This window comes from Pseudoalteromonas sp. BSi20311 (genome assembly GCF_000239875.1).
GTDB lineage: Bacteria > Pseudomonadota > Gammaproteobacteria > Enterobacterales > Alteromonadaceae > Pseudoalteromonas.
Window position 1 is genome coordinate 13,496 of the sequence record NZ_BADU01000014.1, and the last position, 24,423, is coordinate 37,918.

Annotated in this window: 15 protein-coding genes and 1 pseudogene; 13 read left to right on the forward strand and 3 right to left on the reverse strand. The window is 41.5% G+C overall.

The window, feature by feature from the left end:
- The first annotated feature begins 115 nt into the window (after positions 1–115).
- The 3 genes from P20311_RS01455 (at position 116) to P20311_RS01465 (ending at position 5,334) form a co-directional block, all read left to right on the forward strand.
- The gene (locus tag P20311_RS01455) at positions 116–1,342 is read left to right on the forward strand and encodes a threonine/serine exporter ThrE family protein (RefSeq protein WP_008108872.1); all 1,227 of its coding nucleotides are present in this window, start codon (positions 116–118) and stop codon (positions 1,340–1,342) included.
- 139 nt (positions 1,343–1,481) lie between these two features.
- Complete coding sequence (locus P20311_RS01460) at positions 1,482–3,530, forward strand: S9 family peptidase (RefSeq protein ID WP_008108875.1); 2,049 nt, start codon at positions 1,482–1,484, stop codon at positions 3,528–3,530.
- A gap of 136 nt (positions 3,531–3,666) precedes the next feature.
- A complete protein-coding gene (locus tag P20311_RS01465; protein WP_008108877.1) occupies positions 3,667–5,334 on the forward strand; it encodes an RluA family pseudouridine synthase in 1,668 nt (555 codons plus the stop codon).
- 345 nt (positions 5,335–5,679) lie between these two features.
- Here the strand turns inward: P20311_RS01465 and P20311_RS01470 are convergent, their stop codons facing one another.
- Entirely contained in the window at positions 5,680–6,093 is a 414-nt protein-coding gene (locus P20311_RS01470) for a hypothetical protein (protein ID WP_008108879.1), read from the reverse strand.
- Between the two features lie 213 nt (positions 6,094–6,306).
- On the opposite strand from P20311_RS01470, the gene P20311_RS01475 reads away from it, so the two are divergent.
- The 10 genes from P20311_RS01475 (at position 6,307) to P20311_RS01520 (ending at position 22,126) form a co-directional block, all read left to right on the forward strand.
- Positions 6,307–8,658 (forward strand): TonB-dependent siderophore receptor, encoded by a 2,352-nt coding sequence (locus tag P20311_RS01475; RefSeq protein WP_008108881.1) that lies wholly within the window; start codon positions 6,307–6,309, stop codon positions 8,656–8,658.
- A gap of 17 nt (positions 8,659–8,675) precedes the next feature.
- Positions 8,676–10,829 (forward strand): FAD-dependent oxidoreductase, encoded by a 2,154-nt coding sequence (locus P20311_RS01480; RefSeq protein ID WP_008108883.1) that lies wholly within the window; start codon positions 8,676–8,678, stop codon positions 10,827–10,829.
- 1 nt (position 10,830) lies between these two features.
- Positions 10,831–11,637, forward strand: coding sequence for a DUF547 domain-containing protein (locus P20311_RS01485; RefSeq protein ID WP_008108885.1), 807 nt, complete (start codon positions 10,831–10,833; stop codon positions 11,635–11,637).
- A 49-nt stretch (positions 11,638–11,686) separates the two neighbouring features.
- Positions 11,687–12,886, forward strand: a complete 1,200-nt coding sequence (locus P20311_RS01490) for an ABC transporter substrate-binding protein (protein ID WP_008108887.1) — start codon at positions 11,687–11,689, stop codon at positions 12,884–12,886.
- A complete protein-coding gene (locus P20311_RS01495) occupies positions 12,883–14,601 on the forward strand; it encodes an ABC transporter permease (RefSeq protein ID WP_008108888.1) in 1,719 nt (572 codons plus the stop codon). The genes P20311_RS01490 and P20311_RS01495 overlap by 4 nt, the downstream gene beginning before the upstream one ends.
- A gap of 24 nt (positions 14,602–14,625) precedes the next feature.
- Complete coding sequence (locus P20311_RS01500) at positions 14,626–15,279, forward strand: ATP-binding cassette domain-containing protein (RefSeq protein WP_008108889.1); 654 nt, start codon at positions 14,626–14,628, stop codon at positions 15,277–15,279.
- Positions 15,269–15,916, forward strand: coding sequence for a CDP-alcohol phosphatidyltransferase family protein (locus P20311_RS01505; protein WP_008108891.1), 648 nt, complete (start codon positions 15,269–15,271; stop codon positions 15,914–15,916). The genes P20311_RS01500 and P20311_RS01505 overlap by 11 nt, the downstream gene beginning before the upstream one ends.
- Positions 15,906–16,694 (forward strand): sterol desaturase family protein, encoded by a 789-nt coding sequence (locus P20311_RS01510; protein ID WP_008108893.1) that lies wholly within the window; start codon positions 15,906–15,908, stop codon positions 16,692–16,694. Before P20311_RS01505 ends, P20311_RS01510 begins: the two co-directional genes overlap by 11 nt.
- Positions 16,695–16,965: 271 nt before the next feature.
- Positions 16,966–19,107 carry a glycoside hydrolase family 16 protein gene (locus tag P20311_RS01515; protein WP_008108895.1) on the forward strand — a complete coding sequence of 714 codons (2,142 nt, stop codon included), beginning with the start codon at positions 16,966–16,968 and terminating at the stop codon, positions 19,105–19,107.
- Between the two features lie 73 nt (positions 19,108–19,180).
- The gene (locus P20311_RS01520) at positions 19,181–22,126 is read left to right on the forward strand and encodes a TonB-dependent receptor (protein ID WP_008108898.1); all 2,946 of its coding nucleotides are present in this window, start codon (positions 19,181–19,183) and stop codon (positions 22,124–22,126) included.
- Positions 22,127–22,177: 51 nt separating this feature from the next.
- On the opposite strand, the pseudogene P20311_RS01525 reads toward P20311_RS01520, so the two are convergent.
- Together P20311_RS01525 and P20311_RS01530 are read right to left on the reverse strand one after the other, a co-directional pair.
- Positions 22,178–22,699: pseudogene (locus tag P20311_RS01525) on the reverse strand (hypothetical protein); the annotation flags it as partial.
- Between the two features lie 81 nt (positions 22,700–22,780).
- Positions 22,781–24,301: an aldehyde dehydrogenase family protein gene (locus P20311_RS01530; protein ID WP_008108901.1), complete on the reverse strand. Its 1,521-nt coding sequence runs from the start codon at positions 24,299–24,301 to the stop codon at positions 22,781–22,783.
- Between the last annotated feature and the right edge of the window lie 122 nt (positions 24,302–24,423).

Here is a 24,423-nt window from a genome sequence, read left to right on the forward strand (position 1 = left end):
AATCACTAGACAGGCGGCGATTTGTGTTTAAAATCGCCGCAAATAAACTTGGGCAATTTTAGCATTATTGCCTATATTTTTAGCTTAGTTATTTAATAGTTGGTTCAAAACAAATTTGAAAACCGCAACGTTTACTGAAAAACGCAAATTTATCGTTAAATTGGGCAAGATGCTCCATAAATACGGTACACCTGCCTATCGCTTAGAAGCCCACTTAATGGAAGTGGCGACTTATTTAGGTCTTAAATCCTCGTTTGTTATGTCTCCAACGTCGGTTACCTTTGTTATTTGGACGGATGGTCATGAAGATGAATATACCCATGTTGCCCGGGTTGACCCAGGCGATCACGATTTAGGTTCACTTGCGGATACCGATGACCTAGTTAATAAAATGCTCAATGGTGAACTCACGTTGCAAGAGGTTGATCAGCAACTTGATATCATTTTTGAGGCGCCAAACCCTTATAACAAAATCATAACCGGTATCGCTTTTGCCACCTCTGGCGGTGCATTTGCAATGCTAATGGGCACCAGTTGGAATGATGTTATTTGGTCTGGTTTATTAACCTTTATTGTTTACTTATTTGTATTGTGGTCGGCCCGTTCGAAACGTGTGGCTCACATGCTTGAGCCACTAGTGGCGATAGTGTCGGCCATTCTTGCTTGTGCTATTAGCGTTCATTTAGATGCACACATTAATATTCGGTTAATTGTGCTTTCTGCCATTATTGTGTTTATACCCGGTTTAGCCCTTGCACTTGGCTTAGCTGAACTGGCAGCCCGGCATTTAGTCTCGGGCACAGCACGCGTGATGGACTCGTTTATGTTGCTGTTTAAGCTCTATTTTGGGGCTTTTATTGGTATTGCTATTGGCTTTGCCTTATTTGGTCAAACCGATTTCGTACAACCTGAGCCGTTACCAAAGTGGACTGCATGGTTAGCCATATTCTTACTCTGTAGCAGCTTAATTGTGATATTTAGAACCAAGTTTAAACACGCAGCCTGGTCTATAGCCTCTGGCTTTATTGCCTATGGCACTAGTATTGGCTCTGCCATGTACTTAGATTACACACTGGGTACCTTTGTGGGCGCATTCTCTGTAGGTGTGTTTAGTAACTTATTTAATCGTGTTGCCAATGCCCCGGCCTCTATTGTGGCTATGCAAGGCCTAATTGTATTAGTACCTGGTAGCAAAACGTATATTGGTTTGAACTCACTGATTGAAGGGCAAGATTTTGTTTATGCAGAGCACATTGGTCAACAAACGTTTTTAATCTTTATGTCGCTGGTGGCCGGACTCATTTTTGCTAACGTAGCACTTCCTCCTAAAAAAAGTCTATAACATTAAGCGCGGTTTCACACCGCGCCATAGCATTATTGCCTTCATTAAACGCCCTCTTTTGAGGATTAATCGCATTTTTTAGTATATTGGGAACACCTTGCTATAATGGCTGAAATCTAATAAAGCAAAGGAAATAACAATGCTAAAAACTAGCTTAGCGATAGCAATTGGGCTTTCAAGCTCACTTGCATTTGCGCAATCAGCAATCACTGTTGAAGACATTCCAAAAGTAAAATCGGTAATACAAACAAGCGTTAGCCCCGATGGCGACACTGTTGCATTTACTCGTTCGTTACCTCGCACGCTTTACGTTGACGAAAATGGCAGTAATTACAGTGAGCTTTACGTTGTTGATGATGAAGGTGTTGAACGTCCTTTTATTACCGGCTCGGTTAATATTAAAAGCCTACAATGGTCAAACGACAGCAAAACAATTTACTTTTTAGCGAAATTAAAAGACGACAAATATACTTCGCTTTACCAAATACCTGTTGATGGCGGCCAAGCACAAGCGGTTATGTCATTAAAAGGCACATCTATTTCAAGCTATCAGTTAAGCCCTGATAACAAGCAAGTTGCTATTTTAGCAATGCCAGCTGCTGATAAGTCAGAAAAAGAACTAAAAAAGCTTGGCTTTAAAGCAGAAGTGTACGAGCAAGGCCTTAAAAACAAGCAGCTTTTTATTGTAGATTTAGCTAAAGCCGACAAGCCACTTACTCCAACTGCACTCAATGTTGATAACTACGTAAGTGACGTTAATTGGGCTGCTGATGGTGAAAAGCTACTGGTTAAGACTCAACCTACAGCTTTAATTGACGACAGATACACAAAATCAATGTGGCATTTATTTGATATTGCTAGCAATAAAGTTACCTTGTCATTTAAAACTGAAGGTAAATTAGGCGATGCTGAGCTGTCGCATGATGGTAAATACATTGCTATTTTAGGTGCAGAAGATAAGCACGACCCTGCAACTGGTCGTTTATTTATTGCCGATACTAAAACTGCAGAAATCACAGAATGGTTACCTAACTTTATGGGCCACGTTGTCGACTTTGAATGGTCGCACAAACGTAACACCCTTAACTTTATTGCCAATGTAGGCACTGAAAGTTTTGTTGCGAGCATTAAAACTGGCTCTAACAAATACAAGAAGCTCGTAAAAGAAGGCAAATTTATTGCCTCACAGCTAAGTGTTTCTGATTCAGATAAAACCCTAGCACTTCGTGGTAACACGGCAAAACACCCTAACGAAGTCTTTATTGTGCGCAGTAACAAGGCAAAGCGTTTAACAGATTCAAACAGCTGGTTAAACGACAAACGCTTTGCTAAACAAGAAACAATTACCCTTAAAGCGCGTGACGGTGTAGAACTTGATGGTGTACTAGTTTACCCACTCGATTATGAAAAAGGCACACGCTACCCACTAATTATGTCGGTACACGGTGGTCCTGAAAGCCATGATAAAAACGGCTGGGTAACTAACTACTCGCGCCCTGGTCAAATGGGTGCTGCCCGTGGTTACGCGGTATTTTACCCTAACTACCGTGGTTCAACGGGTAAAGGCGTAGATTACTCTAAACTAGGTCAAAACGATTACGCAGGTAAAGAGTTTGACGACTTAGTTGATTTTAAAAATCACCTTGTTGATATGGGATTAGTTGATACTAAACGTGTTGGTATTACCGGTGGCTCATACGGCGGTTATGCATCAGCGTGGGGCGCAACAAAGCTAACCGAGCACTTTGCTGCCAGCGTTATGTTTGTGGGTGTAACTAATCAGCTATCTAAATTTGGTACTACTGATATTTCAAACGAAATGAACCTAGTTCATGCGCGTTCATACCCATGGGACAAATGGCAATGGTACTTAGAGCGCAGCCCTATTTACTGGGCAGGTCAATCTGAAACGCCACTGCTTATTATGCATGGTAAAGACGATCCTCGCGTTCACCCTGCACAATCTATGGAACTTTACCGTTACATGAAAGTGCAAGGTAAAGATGTACGCCTTGTTTACTACCCAGGCGAAGGCCATGGTAACCGTAAAGTAGCAGCACAATACGATTACAGCTTGCGTTTAATGCGCTGGATGGACAACTACTTAATGGAAGGCAAAAAAGACATGCCTGCATTTGAAATTGACCATGCCGCTAAGTTAAAAGCAGTGAAAGACGCCAATAAATAAGTATTAGCTTAATACCAAAGGCCAACATAAATATGTTGGCCTTTTTGTTTGTATTACCGGGCATGCTTAGTGGCACAGCAAAGCTTATGTTACACTCTGACTCATTATTCTGTTAACTGCTAATCACACCATTGCCATGTCAAACCCTGCTAGCTGCTTTACCACTTTTAATGAAAATATAGATAATCTTGCACTGCCTGATCAGTTTACATTTCCCTTTTATTATAAACCCCATCCGCTGGCCATTGCCGCTGCAAAACAATTACAACTACAGTTAAACAAGCTAGATAAGGCTATTTTAGATACAGATGATATTGATGCCGGTAAAATGTTTGGCGTATTGGTCGTTCAAGATAAGTCGCAACAGCTAGGCTTTATTAGCGCCTATTCGGGGCAAATAGCGGGGATAGATGAGCAACTGCATTTTGCGCCAAATGTGGCACTTAAACATATAGACGATGCAGAATTTAGTCAGCAGAGCCAAGTGATTAACGATATTAATGCGCAAATTACAGCCTTGCAAAACAGTGATAATTATCAACAAATTGAGCAACAGTTAGTGACTGCTCGCCAACACTATGAGCAACAACTTATCGCCAAGCAGCAAGCGATGCAAGTAACTCGAAAACAGCGAAAACAGCAACGGCAAGCCGCCGGCGAACAACTCAATAATGATGAGTTTGAAAAACTGAAGAACCAATTAGCTGGGCAGAGCATTGTTGAGAAAAAACAACTACAAGCATTAAAGCAACAGTGGCAAACACGTATTACTGCACTTGAACAAGCCCAACTAACAATAAATGATGAAATTAACGGATTAAAAAAACGCCGTAAAGTGCTCTCTAAAAACTTACAAAAAAAGCTATTCGCTCAGTACCAGTTTTTAAATGCAAACGGCGAAGTGACCGATTTAAACGCCATTTTTGCCAAACTGCCCGAGCACACACCGCCTTCAGGTGCGGGAGATTGTGCAGCGCCAAAATTATTACAATATGCCTATAAACATAATTTAAAGCCGCTGGCTATGGCCGAATTTTGGTGGGGCGCACCGCCTAAATCGGCAATCAGACATCATTTACATTATTACCCTTCGTGCTACAGCAAATGCCAGCCTATTTTAGGGCATATGCTAGAGGGATTAAATGTTGAAAACAACCCGCTCTTGGTCAACCCTGCACAGGGAAAAGACCTAACGATTGTTTATCAAGACGATGATTTGTTGGTGGTAAATAAACCTGCTGAATTTTTATCTGTGCCAGGCATTAATATTGACGATTCGGTATATATGCGAATCAAAACTCAGTTCCCACACGCTTCGGGGCCACTTATTGTGCACCGATTAGACATGTCGACTTCAGGGCTGTTAATGATTGCGTTAAATAAACGGGTGCATAAAGCACTGCAAAAACAGTTTATAGAGCGTAGTGTAGAAAAACGTTATGTTGCTTTAGTGGCGGGTAATATTGCTGCTGAAAGTGGCAGCATAGAGTTACCTTTAGTGCTTGATTTTGATGATAAGCCACGGCAAATGGTGTGTGACAAAACAGGGAAGCCGTCATTAACAACATGGCAGGTACTGGAACGTAAAAATAATACCACCCGCTTACAACTCTACCCAAAAACAGGACGTACTCATCAGTTGCGTGTTCACTGTGCCCACCACTTAGGGTTAAATACACCCATTGTGGGCGACACTCACTACGGTAAAAAGGCAGAACGACTGCATTTGCATGCCGAGTATTTAGCTTTTACCCATCCTATTAGTCATGAACGATTAGAATTTGAAGTAGCCGCTGATTTTTAAATCAGCGCTGCTTTTAGTCGAATCGGATTCTAAAACAGTGCCATTTTTTCATATTGCAAAGTAGGTAACTTTTACCGTTGCAATATAGAAAAATTTACCTGCATTATGCAAAGCCACAATCCAAAAAATATAAATACCAATGAAATTCAAGTATTTAAAAATTGGCATTAGCTTTGCTTTTATTATTGTACGTATTTGTTACAGCAACTTAAAGCACCAATAAGTGCTTTTAGTCACACACAGTAAATGGCTTGCTAAGCGCTTACTGTGTGCAACAGAACTTCCTACACTCCCTGTGTACTTTATTGGTTATAGGCTAACGCTTATAACCATTTTTTTTGCTTATTATTTAACAGTAAATTTTACGTCTTGATCGCGTAATAAATAAAGCGCAAAACACGCAGCCCACATCGGCCATGCTGCAAAAAACAGTAAATTATTAAAGCCATCAATGTACTGGTTGTAAGAAGACAGCGTTGATAGTCCATGCATTATAAAAATAGCACCGTAAGTAATACGTTTTTTAAAACCGACTAAAAACGCTATCACTAGCGATAATTGCAATGTACCTAAAATATAAGCAATCGTATCGGTAGAGCCACTGATCCCATAAAAATGTTCAAAAATACGGGCGCTATGCCCCGGATTTACAAATTTATCCAGTGTCCACATTACCATCACAATAAAGACCCCTAATCGCAGCGATAAAAGCGACCATTGCAAACGAGTTTGTACATCTGTATTGATTGAATCTGTCATAAAATTTCCTTAAAAAAGATATAAATAAACTAATTGGCAAGTAAGACCGTATAATCGTTTTTTATTTTCAAATAAATTAAACTCTTTACAATAAAAGCACTATTATTTAACCGCTAAGATAAAAAAATAAAAACATTAGCAATTGATTGAAAGATATTTGTACCTGTCTTGGTCTTTTGTGTACATCAACATAAAACAATAGAGAAACACGATTTGAAATACACGTATTTAGCTTTAACCCTCGCCCCACTATTAAATGTAGCTTTAGCAGCTCAGGCTACAGAGACAAAAAGCCCAGACCCCATTGAGCGAATTGAGGTGGCAGGGCAAGCGCTTAAATATAAAAACCTCTCTATTAAAAACACCACAGTAAATGGCCCTTTTGGCGACAACCTGGCTTTACAAGACATAGCTCGCTCTGTGACCCCTATTTCTAAAGACTTAATTGAGCAATTAAATATAACAACATTGCACGATGTGCTCGCTGTAAGTCCTAATACATACGCGGCCAGTGGTTTTGGTGCACCAAGCTTACCGACTATCCGCGGCCAGTTAGGTGAGTTATTTCAAGATGGTACTCGACGTCAAGCAGGTAATAATGGTTTTGGTGTGCCGTTGTCGTTTAATGCGATAGAACAGATAGACGTAGTTAAAGGTGCACCACCTGTATTGTTTGGTTCAAGCCAACGTAACGGTGGCTTTGTAAACTTACACTCTAAAACAGCCTCAACTGATCAGCGTAAAGGCAATGTGAAAGTGTCTGCAGGAAGTTGGGATAAGTATAGCGCCCAAGTAGATTACAACGCACCGATTGTTGAGGATAAAATTGGCTTACGTGTTAGCTATGAGCATATTGATCAGGGCAGTTATTATGACTACTCAGCCACACAAAGTGATAGCTTGTTTGCGGCATTAAAAATTTTACCGGATGACAAAAGCAGTTGGGACATTAACTTTGAACTGTACCAAACAGAATTTACCGATAACGCTGGTATAAACCGCCCTACCCAAGCGCTTATCGATCATAATCTTTATATTACTGGTCAAGGGTTACAAGCGAATGGCAGCACAGTTCCTAGCGCAGGGTCTATTATATCGCCTACAGGACAAGTCAAAATAGATACCAGCCGTGTGCTTACCGACCCTGATAATCTCAATCAAGCGACCACTTATTTAGTTCATAGTATTTATAAGCGCGCACTGTCTGATGTGATGTCGATTAAAAACATTAGTTACTTTCAGCATTTGCAGCGCGAAGAAATAGCACAAAATAGTTTTGTTGAAATAATTGATGGCGCCGATACCGCACAAAACCGCACTGAACTTACGTATCAATGGAGCAATGAGCAGCAAACCTTATTCGCCGTTGATGTTCGCTACAATAAAGTATTGGGTTACAGCCAATTTACTACTGAAGCCGACACACCTATTGATTTAACCGGCCCACTTTCAAACCGCCGCATTCCATTAACTGATGCACAAAAGGCACGTTTGGTAGAGCTGCGCCCAGGTGTATATGTATCCCCTGGTGGTCAGTACGATATCAACAATGATGGCAGTGGTGATTTTAACTTATCAGACACTACAGATTCACGCTCATGGCAAACCGGCATTGCCATTCAACAAGACTCACAATGGACTGACAGCTTACGTACTAGTGCTGGTTATCGTGTTGATTATTATGATGTAGAAGCACACGACCCCATTGCGCCTCAAGGGCAAATAGCGGCTAGTGATAGCATTAACGATACACTGCAATCAGCGCAGTTGAGCGTTAATTACTCAGTAAATGACGATTTAACCACTTATGCGGCAGCAAGCTATAACGAAGCCACCTCTAACAGCATGGCTGGCGGTAATACGTTAGGTGGTGATAATACAATTAGTGCACAAAATTTTGCTACGGAAAATACTTTAGTCGAGTTAGGGGTGAAATATGCGCCAACACAAAGCGACTGGTATGCAGATGCTGCTGTATTTAGCCAACGCCGCAGCTTACGTAATCGCGATGGTAGCAATACCGGCATTCGTACAACCGGTTTCGAAAGCCAAGTATTTTATGATGCTTACCCTTACTGGGTAAGCGCAGGCTACAGTTACATTGATGCCCGTTATGACAACTCTGCGACAGGCCAAGATTCAGCGCAAATAGCCGATGCGTTTGATAATTCGCGCCCCGACATTATTGCGGGTAACAGCATAGGTGCACCAAGTTACACTGCTTTTGCGCCCTCAAACCGTCAAGTTCAAGGGATCCCAGAGCAATCATTAAGTTTAAACGCTAACTATACAATTACCTCTCAGTGGCAAGCTGGATTTTCTGCCCTGTATACTAAAAGCTACCCTTTAGATTTTTTGGCTACCGTATACATTCGCGATCAGCATACCTTAAATGTTAATACCAGCTATGCGTTTACCTCAGCGACTAAATTAAGACTCGATGTAAATAATATTACCGATCAGCAAAACTGGCGTCCTGTATTTGAAGGTGGCTATTTTGGCGCGACACTTGCGTTCCCAGAATTACCAATTAACGCTAAGCTCACACTTACCCATAACTTTTAAACCGTTTGAGAGATAACATGTTAAAAAAACTAAGTTTGTTATTACTGGCGGCGATAGGTGTCGGCTTATTCTTTTTTTATGACCTAAACCAGCTCCTTACCCTTGACGGGTTAAAAGGATCAATGGCGCAATTTGATCAGTACAAAGCTCAATCACCGTTTTTGGTGATCGGGGGGTTCTTTTTACTTTATATATTAGTGACCGCGCTTTCACTGCCTGGTGCAGCTATTTTAACGCTAGCCGCTGGTGCATTATTTGGTTTGGCTCAAGGGTTATTAGTTGCCTCGTTTGCCTCAAGCATTGGTGCTACGTTGGCATTTTTAGTGTCACGTTATTTATTGCGCGATACCATAAAAAAACGCTTTCCTGAACGTTTAGCCGCTATAGATACTGGGGTTGAAAAGGAAGGCGCATTTTACTTATTTACGCTGCGCTTAGTGCCTGTTTTTCCGTTCTTCTTAATTAATTTATTAATGGGTTTAACCGCTATTAAGTCATGGACTTTTTACTGGGTAAGCCAAATCGGGATGCTGGCGGGTACCTTTGTATTTGTGAACGCTGGTACCCAATTAGCACAAATAGATAGCTTATCGGGTATTTTATCGCTGGATTTAATTTTGTCGTTTGCGTTATTAGGGGTATTCCCGTTAATTGCAAAAAGCCTAATAAATGCAATAAAAAAGCGCCGTGTTTATAAAAACTACACTAAACCTAAAACATTCGACCGCAACATGATTGTTATTGGTGCAGGCGCAGGCGGCTTAGTCACCAGCTATATTGCTGCTGCCGTAAAAGCTAAAGTTACCTTAATTGAAGCCGGAGAAATGGGCGGCGACTGCTTAAATACTGGCTGTGTACCTAGCAAAGCCATTATTAAAAGTGCAAAAGTAGCCCAGCAAATGCGCCAAGCTGAAAAATATGGGCTACAAAACACGACACCGCAGTTTTCGTTTAAAAAAGTAATGGCACGAGTGCAGCAAGTGGTTGCCGATATTGCCCCACACGACAGTGTTGAGCGCTACACAAACTTAGGCGTAGAAGTAATAAAAGGCTACGCCAAACTTATCGACCCGTGGACGGTGGAAATTAAATTAAATGATGGCGGCACGCAAACACTCACTGCCCGTACTATTGTTATTGCCACTGGCGCACGCCCATTTGTACCGCCACTACCTGGGATTGAAGAAACCGGCTATGTAACCAGTGATACGTTATGGAGCAAATTTGCTAAGCTTGACGATGCACCTAAAAAGCTTGTAGTACTTGGCGGTGGGCCAATTGGTAGTGAATTGGCACAAAGCTTTGCGCGTTTAGGTTCAAATGTTACACAAATTGAAATGGCTAAACGCATTATGATCAAAGAAGACTTAGAGGTGTCTAAATTTGCTCACGAAGCGTTAACACAAAGCGGCGTAAACATTTTAACCTCACACCAAGCACTGCGCTGTGAAGCACGCAACGGTAAAAAATTCATTGTGGTAAAACACAACGACAATGAAATCGATATTGAATACGATGAGCTACTTTGCGCCGTAGGGCGAAGCGCACGCTTGGAAGGTTATGGCCTTGAAACGCTCGGCATAGAAACGAGCCGCACTGTAGTCACAAACGAATACCTAGAAACACTCTACCCCAATATTTTTGCCGCAGGCGATATTGTAGGTCCGTATCAGTTTACTCATGTAGCCGCTCATCAGGGCTGGTACGCTGCAGTAAATGGCTTATTTGGTCAGTTTAAAAAGTTTAAAGTAGATTACCGTGTTATTCCTTGGACCACATTTATTGACCCAGAAGTAGCACGGGTGGGCATAAATGAACAAGAAGCGATTGAAAAAGGCATAGACTATGAAATCACCCGCTTTGAATTTGAAGAGCTAGACCGCGCCATCACCGAAAGCGCTAACAATGGTTTTATTAAAGTGATCACCCCTAAAGGTAAAGACAAAATACTCGGTGTTACTGTGGTTTCTGAGCACGCTGGCGATTTAACTGCTGAATTTGTACTAGCAATGAAACACGGTTTAGGGCTTAACAAAATATTAGGCACCATTCATAGCTACCCAACATGGGCCGAAGGTAATAAATACGCAGCAGGTGAGTGGAAACGCGCTCACGCACCTGAAAAAGTACTAAACATGCTGGAAAAATACCACGCCTGGCGCAGAGGCTAATATGTTTAAAACACCTTTAAAAGCGCTATTGTTAGGTTCTGCTTTGCTTGCAACATCGTTTGCAAGCAAAGCTCAAAACATGCATGACAGCTGGAATGCATTATTAAACAATCATGTTGTAGCTATTAATCATGGCCACAGCACAGAGGTTGATTACACAGCAATAAAAGCTAAGCGCAAAGAACTTAAAACCTATTTAGATTCGTTATCGGCTGTTACGCAAAATGAGTTTGATACATGGGAAAAACCTAAGCAGCTGGCGTTTTTAATTAATGCGTATAACGCTTTTACTGTTGAGCTAATATTAACAAAATACCCAGATCTTAAATCAATTAAAGATTTAGGCAGTTTTTTTAGCTCACCGTGGAGCAAAGAGTTTATTTTTCTGCTGGGTAAAACTCGTAGCTTAGATAACATAGAGCATGACTTAATCAGAGGTAGCGGTAAGTACAACGATCCTCGTATTCATTTTGCGGTAAATTGCGCCAGCATTGGCTGCCCTGCTCTTCGAGAGGAAGCCTACACCGCAAAAAAACTAGAGGCCCAATTACACCAACAAACAGTGCGTTTTTTATCTGATACGTCACGCAATAAACTACAAGGCAACACCCTAAAGCTGTCTTCTATATTCAAGTGGTATAAAGGTGATTTTACCAAAGGGTTTGGAGGGGCTAATTCATTATCACAGTTTTTATTACTATATGTTGATGCGCTCAATTTAGGGCCTGCCCAACAACAAAAATTAACAAGCGGCGACATGAAAATAGACTTTTTAGACTATAACTGGGATTTAAATGCGCGTCGTTAAGGCCTTTACAGTGTGCTTGCAAAGGTGTTTTTTTAGTATCGCCATTTTTATGTGCCTACTCACCGCTTTTAGTGTATTTGCTAATGATGCGAGTAATACTGTTTGGCAAAAAATCCAAAACCAAGGCAAAAACCAATCGGTGTATTTTTATGCGTGGGGCGGCGATGCGCAAATAAATGCCTATATTCAGTGGGCTGCGCAGCAAGTAAAAGCTAAATATAACATTAACTTAGTACATGTAAAACTCAGTGATACCAGTGAAGCAGTAAGCCGCGTGCTTGCTGAAAAATCAGCAAATAATCATACCCAAGGCAGTGTCGATTTAATTTGGATCAATGGGGCTAACTTTGCTGCTATGAGTAAACACGGGCTTTTACTAAAAGACTGGGCTGATAAATTGCCTAATTTTATTTACACCAATCCAGAAAACAATCCCAGCGTGCTGTTTGATTTTGGTTTACCCACTCAGGGAATGGAAGCCCCCTGGGGGCAAGCCTCACTGACTTTTTATTACGATACGCTAGCAACGAGCGCTCCACCTCAAACCCTTAATGAGTTATTAAGCTGGAGTAAAGCAAACCCAGGACGATTTAGTTACCCCAAACCCCCTGACTTTTTAGGAATGAGCTTTTTAAAGTATGCATTAGTGGTATTACACCAACATAGCGATGCAATGCTACAAGCAAAATTAAATCAACCCGCTACCGATGAAAACACAGCCCAAGTGCTTGACTCTTTGTGGGCATTTTTAAATAAATTGCACCCTAATCTTTGGCGTAATGGCGAGTACTTTATGCAAAGCGGCGTACAAATGCGCCGTTTAATAGACGATACAGAGCTTAGTATTGGCTTTACGTTTTCGGCACCAGAAGTACCGGCTGCGGTAAAGCGTTATGATTTACCAAAAAGTATACGTAGCTACGCAATGCAAGATGGCAGCTTAAGTAATACTCACTTTGTCGCTATTCCTTATAATGCAAGCCATGCACAAAGTGCGCAATTAGTGGCTAACTTTTTATTAAGCCCCGCAGCGCAAGCGCATAAACAAAAACCCGCTATATGGGGTGACAAAACGGTATTAATTCAAACGAGCTTAACCGCAGAGCAGCAGGCATTATTTAAGGCCGTGAAGCCGCATCCTAGCGCACTACCTCTTAATAGTATTAAACGCACACTCAGTGAGCCACACCCAAGCTGGGTAGAGGCGATTAACACTGGCTGGGAAGCTCGTTATGGAACAAGCCAATGAGTAAAGTACTCCATACAGCTGATTTATTCTCACGCCTAGTCAAAATAACCCCTTACTGTTTGCTGGCACTGTTAACAATACCTGTATTGGGCGGCCTAATTGGAGTAATGTTGCCTGCCTTTGGCTGGGCGCCTGTCTTGAATAAAACCAACATGAGTTTGGCTGGGTTTAATGCTTTATGGGATACGCCGGGGCTTTCACAAATGATAGGCTTGAGTATACGTACCGGACTAATTAGTACATTAATAGCGTTTGCACTCATGATTATTATGCTGGCTGCATTTTTTAATAGTGTATGGCTAAAACGAATTGAACACCTATTGAGTCCCATACTGGTTATTCCCCACGCTGCAGCGGCGATTGCAGTAAGTTTTTTAATCGCACCATCGGGATTATTCACTCGCTTGTTTTCGCCTTGGTTAACGGGCTGGCAATTGGCACCTGAGGGCTCATTACCATATGATACTTTTGGCTGGAGCATTATTATTGGGCTTGTACTTAAAGAGCTGCCTTTTTTATTGCTCATTGCATTGGGTATTTTAGCGCAGCCTGAACTTGGCAAAAAGCTACGAAAGCAGCATCAAATTGCGGTTAATTTAGGTTATTACCCTATGGTGGCTTTTTTTAAGGTGGTGCTACCCAATTTATACCCACTGTTACGTTTACCCATTTTTGCAGTACTTGCTTATGCCAGTGCCAGCGTTGAAATGCCACTCATACTTGGGCCAAATACCCCCCCGACTTTAGCCGTTGCTATTATGCATTGGTTTAATGATGTTGATTTAACCCTGCGAATAAAGGCCTCGGCGGGTGCTCTGTTACAATTAGCGATCACTGTTGGGCTACTGCTAATTTGGCTATTACTTGAAAAAGTCATTGCTATAGTTTTTAGTCAGTCACTCATCAACGGCCGACGCCATTATGCTCACCAACTTGTTCGTACTTTTACTCATGTCTTTACTTGCGTAATTTTAGCCTTTATTGCAGCTGCGTTAATTGGGTTAGTACTATGGTCAGTGGCTGGTTATTGGCGTTTTCCGGATACTTTACCCTCCAGTTTGGTATTACTGCACTTTGAAAATGCTTTTACACACATACACACTCCTTTGTTTAATACTTTTGTTATTGGGCTTGTTAGCACGGGTTTCGCCACTATTTTGGTACTGTTATGCTTAGAAGCAGAACAAATAACAGCTAAACCTTTGTCGAAGTGGGCACAGATAATTATATACCTGCCATTGCTGGTGCCCAGTATTGCTTTTTTATTTGGTATTGTGTGGCTACAGCAATTGCTAAATAGTCAGCATGCTTTTTTTAATGTGATATTTGTACATTTGCTGTTTGTTTTACCCTATGTTTTTTTATCTATTGCGGATAGTTACAGGCGTTTAGACCCAAGATTTGCGCGTGTTGCTGCAAGCCTAGGTGCCAGCCCATGGAAGGTGTTTTTCCAGGTTAAATTGCCACAGTTATTTGCGCCTATATTAATTGCAATGGCGCTGGGGCTAGCAATAAGCTTTGGCCAGTACTTATCAACCCTGTTAGCCGGTGGTGGCCGAATAGCCACCATAACCACCGAAGCCGTAACGCTGGCAAATGGTGCGAGTAGGCGCACCAGTGCTGTGTATGCAATACTACAAATGGGCTTACCCCTACTCGGCTTTATACTAGCGTGGGGATTACCTCGGTATGTTTTTAATAACAAGCAGCTATAATTTCAATATACTAAAGGGCGTTTAATGCAGCCATCATTACAAATTAAAAATTGTCAGCTTTATCGTCAAAACGAATTATTACTGAGTTTAAATGAACAGGTAAAAGGTGGTGAAATTCTTACCATTATGGGGCCATCAGGGAGCGGTAAATCTAGCTTATTAAATTGGCTTACTGGCACATTACCTACGGGTCTTAATGCGACTGGCGAGGTGTGGCTAAATGATACTAATATTAGTTGCTTGCCCAGCCATTTACGCCATGTTGCTGTGCTATACCAAGACCCATTACTATTTTCGCATTTATCGGTTGGCGGTAATATTAGCTTTGCCATGCCAAAAATGGATAAAACACAACGCCAGCAGCAAATAGATCAAGCACTTACACACATAGGGCTAAAAGGTATGGCCAAACGCCATCCAGATACCCTCTCAGGTGGACAGCAAGCCCGTGTTGCTTTATTACGGTTATTGCTGAGTAAACCCAAAGCGATTTTACTCGATGAACCCTTTAGTAAGCTTGATCAGCAATTACGTATTGAAACCCGTCAGCTGGTGTTTTCACAAATTAGGGAATATCAGTTACCCGCCATTATGGTCACCCATGATGAAAGTGACGCAATAGCCACAAATGGCAAAATCATCAATCTAAACGTACAAAGTGATATGAATGTTAGATAAATTTATTACCCCACTTATAAAACCGGTGCTTACTCCGTGCGTAAAACAGCTGCACAAAAAAGGAGTGAGTGCCGATCAATTAACCTTAATAGGTTTTTTAATTGGTTTGCTAGCCGTTCCACTGATTATTTTTGAATATTGGTACGGCGCATTAATCGTAATTTGTATTAATCGCATTTTTGATGGTCTTGATGGCGCACTCGCGCGTTACGCTCAGAGCAGTTCAAGCGCAGGGGGATATTTAGACATTACCCTCGACTTTTTGTTTTATGCGCTTATTCCTTTTGCGTTTATTTTAAGTAGCCCTGAGCAAAATGCATTGGCGGGGTCATTATTACTTGTGACTTTTATAGGCACAGGGTCGAGTTTTTTAGCGTTTGCGATTGCCGCCGAAAAATTTAAACTCGATAAACCGCAATTTAAATACAAAAGTTTTTACTACTTAAATGGCCTAACTGAAGGCACTGAAACCATTGCCTTGTTTATTGCCTTTTGTATTTGGCCGCAGTATTTTTCAATTCTTGCTGTTTTATTTGCCATTGCCTGCGCGATAACTATTTTTACTCGTATATATGGAGGTTACTACACCTTAAAACAGCAAGAAACCGCATTCCACGAGGTAAACCATGAGTCATGAAATGTATTGGCGACTCGGCTTTTTTTTCAGCGTACTGGCAATAATGATGCTGCTTGAATGGCGAAAACCTGCACGCCAATCAATAATTAAAAATAGGTCACGTTGGTTGGCTAATTTTGGATTAACCCTTACCTCTACCCTGCTCTCACGCCTAACCGTACCGGTTGGATTAACCGCAGTTGCTATTTATTACCAGCAGCATGGAGTTGGGCTATTTAATCAACTTAACGTTTCATCACTCATCGCAGTGATACTCAGCTTACTTTTGCTTGATTTAATTATTTACTGGCAGCATCGGCTGTTTCATACCACTGCGTTATTGTGGCGACTACATCGTGTGCATCATGCTGATGCGCATATTGATACCAGTACGGGTCTGCGATTTCACCCTATTGAAATTGTACTCAGCATACTTATAAAATTGATTGCCGTTACTGCTTTGGGTGTACCTGCTATTGCAGTACTCATATTTGAAATTGCACTCAATGGGTTAGCATTATTTAACCACGCAAATATTCGCTTGCCAAACGCAATAGAAAAACCACTGCGCCTAATCCTCATCACCCAAGTGCTGCACCGCATACATCACAGCCAAAACCCCGAAGAAACAAACAGTAACTTTGGCTTTAGTGTAACCTGGTGGGATAGACTTTTTGGCAGCTATAAATCACAGGCAAGTCAACCTGATAAAAATATTGCACTTGGTTTGAGCCAATATCCAAACCCAAAACAAAATTCATCCTTGTGGCAATTGTTAATAATGCCATTTAAAAAATAGCAATACGGCTGAGTAAAAACGCCCATGCATACCTTTTAACCCTTTATTTATAACATTACTTAGGCGTTTAACCGTTCCTGTTAACAAAAAAAAACCGTTAAAAGTAAACCAATTGTAAATTATTTAAACAAATTCTTGACCCAGTTGAGAATCCCCCATATTATTTGTAAGCGCTTACATTTATCACACATGAAAATGTAAGCGCTTACAAAATGTAAAAATCAACAAATACACTATATTCTGACAATAATCAGTTGAACGGGGTTCAGTTATGAACATTGAAACAACACGCATTACTCGTCTTTTGGCTGCTATTTCATTAGCATCTTTGGCGGGCTGTGGCGGCGATGCTGCAACAACATCCAATTTTGAAAAAGTAGATCCTGCCCAGCCAGTTTCAGATTGGCAAATGGTTTGGAGTGATGAATTTGATGGCACAAGCATTGATGCTAACAAGTGGAACTTTGAATTAAACTGCGCTGGCGGTGGCAACAACGAAAAACAATGTTACACCGACAGCGAAGAAAATGCCTTCATTAAAGACGGTGTACTAAATATAGTCGCCTTACCTGCAGAAGAAGGTGCAGAAAAACCATACACGTCAGCCCGTTTAAACACCCGTTACAACGCCGACTTTACTTATGGCCGTTTTGAAATGCGTGCAAAGTTGCCTTCTGGTCAAGGTAGCTGGCCCGCATTTTGGATGATGCCAACCGATGAAGTATATGGCACTTGGCCGCGCTCTGGCGAAATTGATATTTTAGAAGCTGTTAATTTAAAAACAGTTGCTGAAGATGGCACCGTTGAAGCAAATATTCATGGCACACTTCACTATGGTCGTGAGTGGCCAAATAACTCAAGTTCAGGTAAAGCTTATGCCTTACCTGAAGGTATGAACCCCGCAGATGACTTTCATACTTATGCAATCGAATGGCAAGAAGGCGAAATTCGCTGGTACGTAGACGGCTATTTATACGCTACACAGCGTCGCTCTGAAGTTCGTTACAACTCTAAAGACGAGCCTGTTGGCCTTAAACATAAAGGCTGGTTTGCTGAATACTTTGAACAAGGTAACGGCGAACTTACTACTCACTGGGATAATGCCCCATTTGATAAAGATTTTTATCTTATTTTAAACCATGCTGTTGGTGGCGATTGGCCTGAGAACGTAAATAATTTAGGTATTGATGCTGCTGCATTTGCACAAGGTCAAAGCTTTGAGATTGATTATGTTCGCGTGTACGAATGTGCCTCAGATCCGGCCACAGGTAAAGGTTGTGAAACAGTTCGTCCTGGTTACGATAGCCTAGACGATGCACTTGTAGAAGGTAAAGCCCCTGTACCTACTCCACCAAGTGATGGCGTTGCAAGAAACCTTGATATATTCAATGGCACATTAAACGCCAACTGGATCGCATGGGATTGTTGTGGTGGAACCACACCAGAAACTATAACCGATGCTGATAAAGGCAACGCTATTAAGTTTAACATTAACGATAATAACGGTACTGTTTTAGGTTTTTCAACTCGTGGTGGTCACTTCCCAGGTGATTTTACAGGCACCTCATCTCCATTTGACGCTTCACTCCTTCTTGATTTAAATGGCCGTGTATCATTTGATATGAAAGTGGTAACCCCGCCAACATCTTCGACAACCTGGCTATTAAAAGCTGAAGCGGGTGATGGTGGCCCTAATACAGGCGACGTAGCCCTTAGCGATAGTGTTGAAGGCGTAACACCGGTTACAGGCCAATGGCAAACCTATACATTCCCGCTTTCTCTACTACAAGAAAGAGGCTTAGATTTAAGTGCTATTGATGTATTAATGGTGTTCCCGGCATGGCAAACAGGTGAAGGCGCAGAATACTTAATTACCAATGTGGTTATTGAAGGCGACTTACCAAAAGTTGATCTTTTCAGTGATGAACAAAACTTAAATTGGCCAATGTGGGATTGCTGTGGTGGTTCAACGCCGGTTGAAGTAGTAGATGATGAAGAGCACGGTTTAACGGCTGAATTTTCTATTGGTGCAACAGCAACAGTAATGGGCTTTAATAATAGGACATCTGCAGGCGGAAGCGGTGAAGCATTCGATGCCACCTCTATATTAGAAAACGGTGTAATAGCGTTTGAGTTAAAGGTGATTTCAAAACCAAATAATCTTGATTCAGTTTGGACTTTCAAAGTGGAGTCTGATAACGGCAGCTCAGCTGTCGAAATTCCATTAACTAACAGCAACGAAGGTATAGAACCTACGGTTGGTGAATGGCAAACATATACCTTTAACCTAGCTGATTTAGCAGGTGCTGGTTTAGATGTTAGTGCGTTAGATGTAGTGATGATTTTCCCAGCTTGGGACACAGGTGAAGGCGCTGTTTATCGTGTAGATAACGCTTTCATTGGCGTTCCATAATTAAAAGTCACTTAATTGTAGGTGTATATGTGCACCTACTTACCGTAAAATTTAGTTAAAAAGCAGAGCAATTATGAACACATTTAATTTTAAAAAAAGCCAATTAGCGGCTTCTGTGTCACTTATCATCACTGCAAGTACGCTTAATATCGCTCATGCAGCAGAACAGAATACTGTTGAACCTGAAATCGAAGTAATACAAGTTAAAGGTATTCGAGGTTCACTTATCCGCTCTATGGATATGAAACGCGATGCATCAGGGGTAGTCGATGCTATTTCTGCTGAAGAAATGGGGAAATTTCCTGATACTAACTTAGCAGAGTCACTGCAACGTATTACGGGTGTGTCGGTGAGTCGTGCAAACGGCGAAGGTAGCCAAATTACCGTACGTGGTTTTGGCCCCTCATTTAATTTGGTAACACTTAATGGTCGCCAAATGCCTGGAACGGGTAACTCACGTTCGTATAATCTGGAAAACATTGCCTCAGAAGGTGTTAGTGCCTTAGAAGTATTTAAAACAGCCCGTGCTGATGTGCCCAGTGGTGGCTTAGGTGCGACGGTTAACATTTCAACAACTCGACCTTTGCAAAGACCTGGACAGCACTTTTCGGCAACAGCTAAAGCTATTCATGATTCATCAAATGAAGCGGGTAGCGATGTAACACCAGAAGTATCGGCTATTTATAGCAATACCTTTAGCGATGAAATGTTTGGGATTGGTTTTTCTTTTTCGCATCAAGAACGTGACTTTCAGAAGCAAAGCGCCAATATTCAAGGTTGGCAAGCTAATGTAGACCTACCAACTCTTGCTGAAGGTGATTTTATTGATCCACGCGCAGTAGATGCGCAAGGAAATCGTGTAGGTAATCACTTTTTTGCAAAAGACATGAACTACTCAATTGAAGATTTACAACGCGAGCGCACTAATGGGCAAGTCACACTGCAATTTGCACCCACAGATAATTTTGTAGCAACCCTTGATTATACAGCAAGTGAGGCTACAACAGGCTCAGAAACACTCGGCTGGGGTATTTGGAACGACTTTGGTAGTAACATCAACGGCTACGAGTTAGATGAAAATGGCACAGCTATTTATGCAGATATAAGTGGTAACGATGCATCATTTACCTCGAGTAAAAACACCACAGAAGTTAAAGCTCGTTCTATTGGCTTAAATTTAGATTGGCAAATTAATGAAACATGGCAAGTTGAGCTTGACTACCACGACTCTAAAAACGAAACAGATAACGGCGCAGACAAAGGCCTGGGTAGTGATGGCCAAGTTATTTTAGGCTCTGATCAACTTGTAAATAAAATTTATGATTACCGCACTGGCGAAATTCCACATGCGCAAGTTAACTGGAAAAACGGTACTAGCGTATTAAGTCCTGGTGAAATTGATTCAAACTTTAGCCAGTTTATTCATTCACCTGGTGAATCGAGTATTGAGCAGCTGCAATTACATACAACATGGATAAACGATAGCTTTGACATTGGTTTAATTGAAGTGAAGTTTGGTGGTTCGCGTACAGAGCAAAATACTGGTGGTTATGAAGCATGGAGTGGCTTAGTTGGCGGCCCGGGTTTTAACCCTTCTTACACCGAGATATTCCCTGATGGTATGTTTACCCTTAACAACACTTCTGGACTATTAGACCAATTTGCCGGTGGTGGTAGCGATTTACAACCTAACTATTATTACAGCTTTGATTTTGATGAAGCTGTAGCAAGACAAATGGCATACCTTACCGCTGATGTAACCGGTGGCGATGCCTATGCGCCTAATGCCTATCTTGATGGTATTGACAGTCAAAGCGCTGTTGAAGAAATTACCAACAGTATTTATGTTCAATCACGTTGGGAATTTGAAGTTAGCAATTACTACATAAAAGTAAATGCTGGTCTTCGTTATGAAGAAACCGATGTAACTAGCTCTGTTCGTCAACGCGTTGAGCAACAAGTAAATTGGATCAGTGCTTCAGAGTGGATCACTCAATATGAAGCTGGCGGCGATGACAACTTCTTAGCTCAAGAAGGAAGTTACGATATTTTACTACCATCAATCGACCTAAGTGTTGACGTAACCGATGACTTAGTTGCTCGCGTATCATGGGGTAAAACTATGTCGCGCGCGCCACTGGGTGATTTAGCCGGTGGTCGTAACCTAACAGGCAGCCCAAAACCAGGGTCACGAGTAGGTAGCCAAGGTAATACAGGATTATTGCCATTTGAATCAACAAACCTTGACCTATCATTAGAGTATTACTATTCAGAAGGCAGCTATGCATCAGTAGGTTACTTTAAAAAGGACGTTGATAACTTTATTCAAACCACCATTACTCCAACCACCATTGAAGGCTTACATGATATTTTAAATGGCCCACGCTATTTACAAGCGGTTAGTGATATTGAAGCTCGTGGTGATCAAGCAACAAGCGATGCTATCTTTGCACAAATGCTTGCTAATGGTGATGGCAATGCAAACGGCCAAATTGAACCAAATAGTAATGATCCACTTATTACTTGGAATATTAGCCAACCACAAAATACCGATAGTAAATCAGTCGATGGTTTTGAAGTAGCAGTACAACACTTAATTGGTGAGACAGGCTTTGGGGTCGGTGTAAATGCAACGTTTGTTGACGGCGATGTTGAATTTGATACAGACAGCCTAGACCAACAAGCTCCATTAACAGGATTAAGTGATTCAGCTAACTTCCAAGCGTTTTACGAAAAAGAAGGTTTATCTGTAAAAGTAACTTACGCTTGGCGTGATGCATATTTAATTGGTGTAGGCCAAGCGCAAGGCTCTGCTGATGCACCACCACAATACGCCAAATCATATGGTCAATGGGATATGAGCGTAAATTATGACGTTAATGAAAATGTGACGGTATTCTTTGAAGGTATTAACCTTAATAATGAAACCGAGCAAGGGTATGGCCGTTACGAAGAGCAGTTCTTATTTGCTCGCCAGTATGGTCCACGCTACGCAATTGGCGCCCGTTATACGTTTTAAACTAACCCCTAGTTAGAAAGTTAAGCCGCCTGTTACAACAAGCGGCTTTTTTTATAACAGTTTAATTTTTTCTAATAGCTTATCGGTTGTCCAATCAATATCGTTATAGGCAATATCAGGTTTGTAGTAATCGCCCTTTCCTCTTGCTCTATTAACATACACTTTATTAGGAACTATCACTTTACCTAACCCTGAGGGTAAATCGGCTAATCGAACATCCATATACAGTGAATCAGCACTACTTGGCGCGCCAAATAACTGAGTGTTTGAAAACTGCTTAAATACATCAATGGCGTCAAGACAGGCACTTGCACACTGTGGCGTTACAATAACATAAACCTGTGTTTTAAAGTCACTCACTGGTAGCGTACTTTCGCTTAGGTTTGATTTATTTTGCAGCTCTTCAATGTAAAATGGCTTATTATTTTCAAGTGACTGCCCCATACCTGCTGCTATTTCTTTAATCAGTTCATGGACTTCAGGTTGATCTTTTATCACGTCAATTAACGATTTAACATAGTTGGTATTGTCTTTTGACGCTCTCCACCACACCCGGCTATTTTGTGAGTAGCTTAGGGTTTTAAAAAACAAAGCGCTGCAATAACGCAGCGCTTTCATTACTTATAGGTTGTTTGTTTAAACTAAAACGCGTTATTAAAAGAAGCCAAGCGGATCTTCACTGTAACTTACTAATAAGTTTTTAGTTTGTTGGTAATGATCGAGCGCGAGTTTGTGCGTTTCGCGACCTATACCAGACTTTTTATAACCGCCAAACGCAGCGTGTGCTGGGTACATATGGTAACAGTTGGTCCATACACGGCCGGCTTCTATTTTGCGACCAAAGTGATAAGCGCGGTTCATATTACGGCTCCATACCCCTGCGCCTAAACCAAATTCAGAGCTGTTAGCCAATTCGAGTGCTTCGGCTTCATCTTTAAAGGTCGACATTGAAATAACGGGGCCAAAAATTTCTTCTTGGAACACGCGCATATCGTTAGTGCCTTTTAATAAAGTAGGTTGAATGTAATAGCCACCATTTAGCTCATCGCTAAGTTGCTCAACATGGCCACCACTAAGTACTTCAGCCCCCTCTTGTTTGCCAATATCAATGTAACTTAAAATCTTATCAAACTGTGCTTTAGAGGCTTGCGCGCCTACCATAGTTTCGCTGTCTAGCGGGTTACCGCGTTTAATTTGCTTAGTACGTTGTAAAATACGTTCTATAAATTGCTCATAAATGTCTTCTTGAATGAACAAGCGTGATGGACAAGTACATACTTCACCTTGGTTAAAGTAGGCAAGAATAGCGCCCTCAATTGCTTTATCTAGGTACGAGTCGTCTTTTTCCATAACATCGCTAAAGAAGATATTAGGTGATTTCCCCCCAAGCTCTACCGTTGAAGGAATAATGTTATCGGCTGCACATTTTAAAATATGTGAGCCCACAGGGGTTGAGCCTGTAAAGGCAATTTTAGCTATACGCGTATTGGTTGCCAGTGCTTCACCAGCTTCTTTACCAAAGCCATTTACTACGTTTAGCACGCCGCCGGGCAGTAAATCACCAATAATTTCCATTAACACTAATATTGATGCGGGAGTTTGCTCAGCAGGTTTAAGTACCACACAGTTACCTGCTGCAAGTGCAGGCGCTAGTTTCCATGCAGCCATTAAAATTGGAAAGTTCCACGGAATGATTTGCCCTACAACCCCTAATGGCTCATGAAAATGATACGCCACCGTGGTTTCGTCTATCTCACCAATGCTGCCCTCTTGAGCACGCAAGCAACCGGCAAAGTAACGAAAGTGATCCGCAGCAAGTGGAATATCCGCCGCGAGGGTTTCGCGAATTGCTTTACCGTTATCCCATGTTTCGGCCACTGCGAGTAGCTCTAGGTTTTGTTCAATGCGATCGGCAATTTTTAATAAAATATTGCTGCGCTCGGTAACTGAGGTGGTGCCCCACTGCGTTTTTACGGCATGCGCTTTATCAAGTGCTAAATTAATATCGTCTTTATCAGAGCGAGGAATTTTACAAAACACTTTGCCATTTACAGGGCTAATATTCTCAAAGTATTGGCCATTAACGGGTTCAACCCATTCGCCGCCAATATAGTTACCATACTGCTGTTTAAATGTGATGAGTGCATCTGCTGAGCCTGGATTTGCGTAAATCATATGTGTGTTCTCTTGTTGTTGTTAGCTAAAAGTCTAAGCCGAAATATCAGCAACTTGTTAGAGTAATGTAGCAAGTTGCTTTATATTTAATCGGTATTGATTGACATTAGACTATTAAGCGC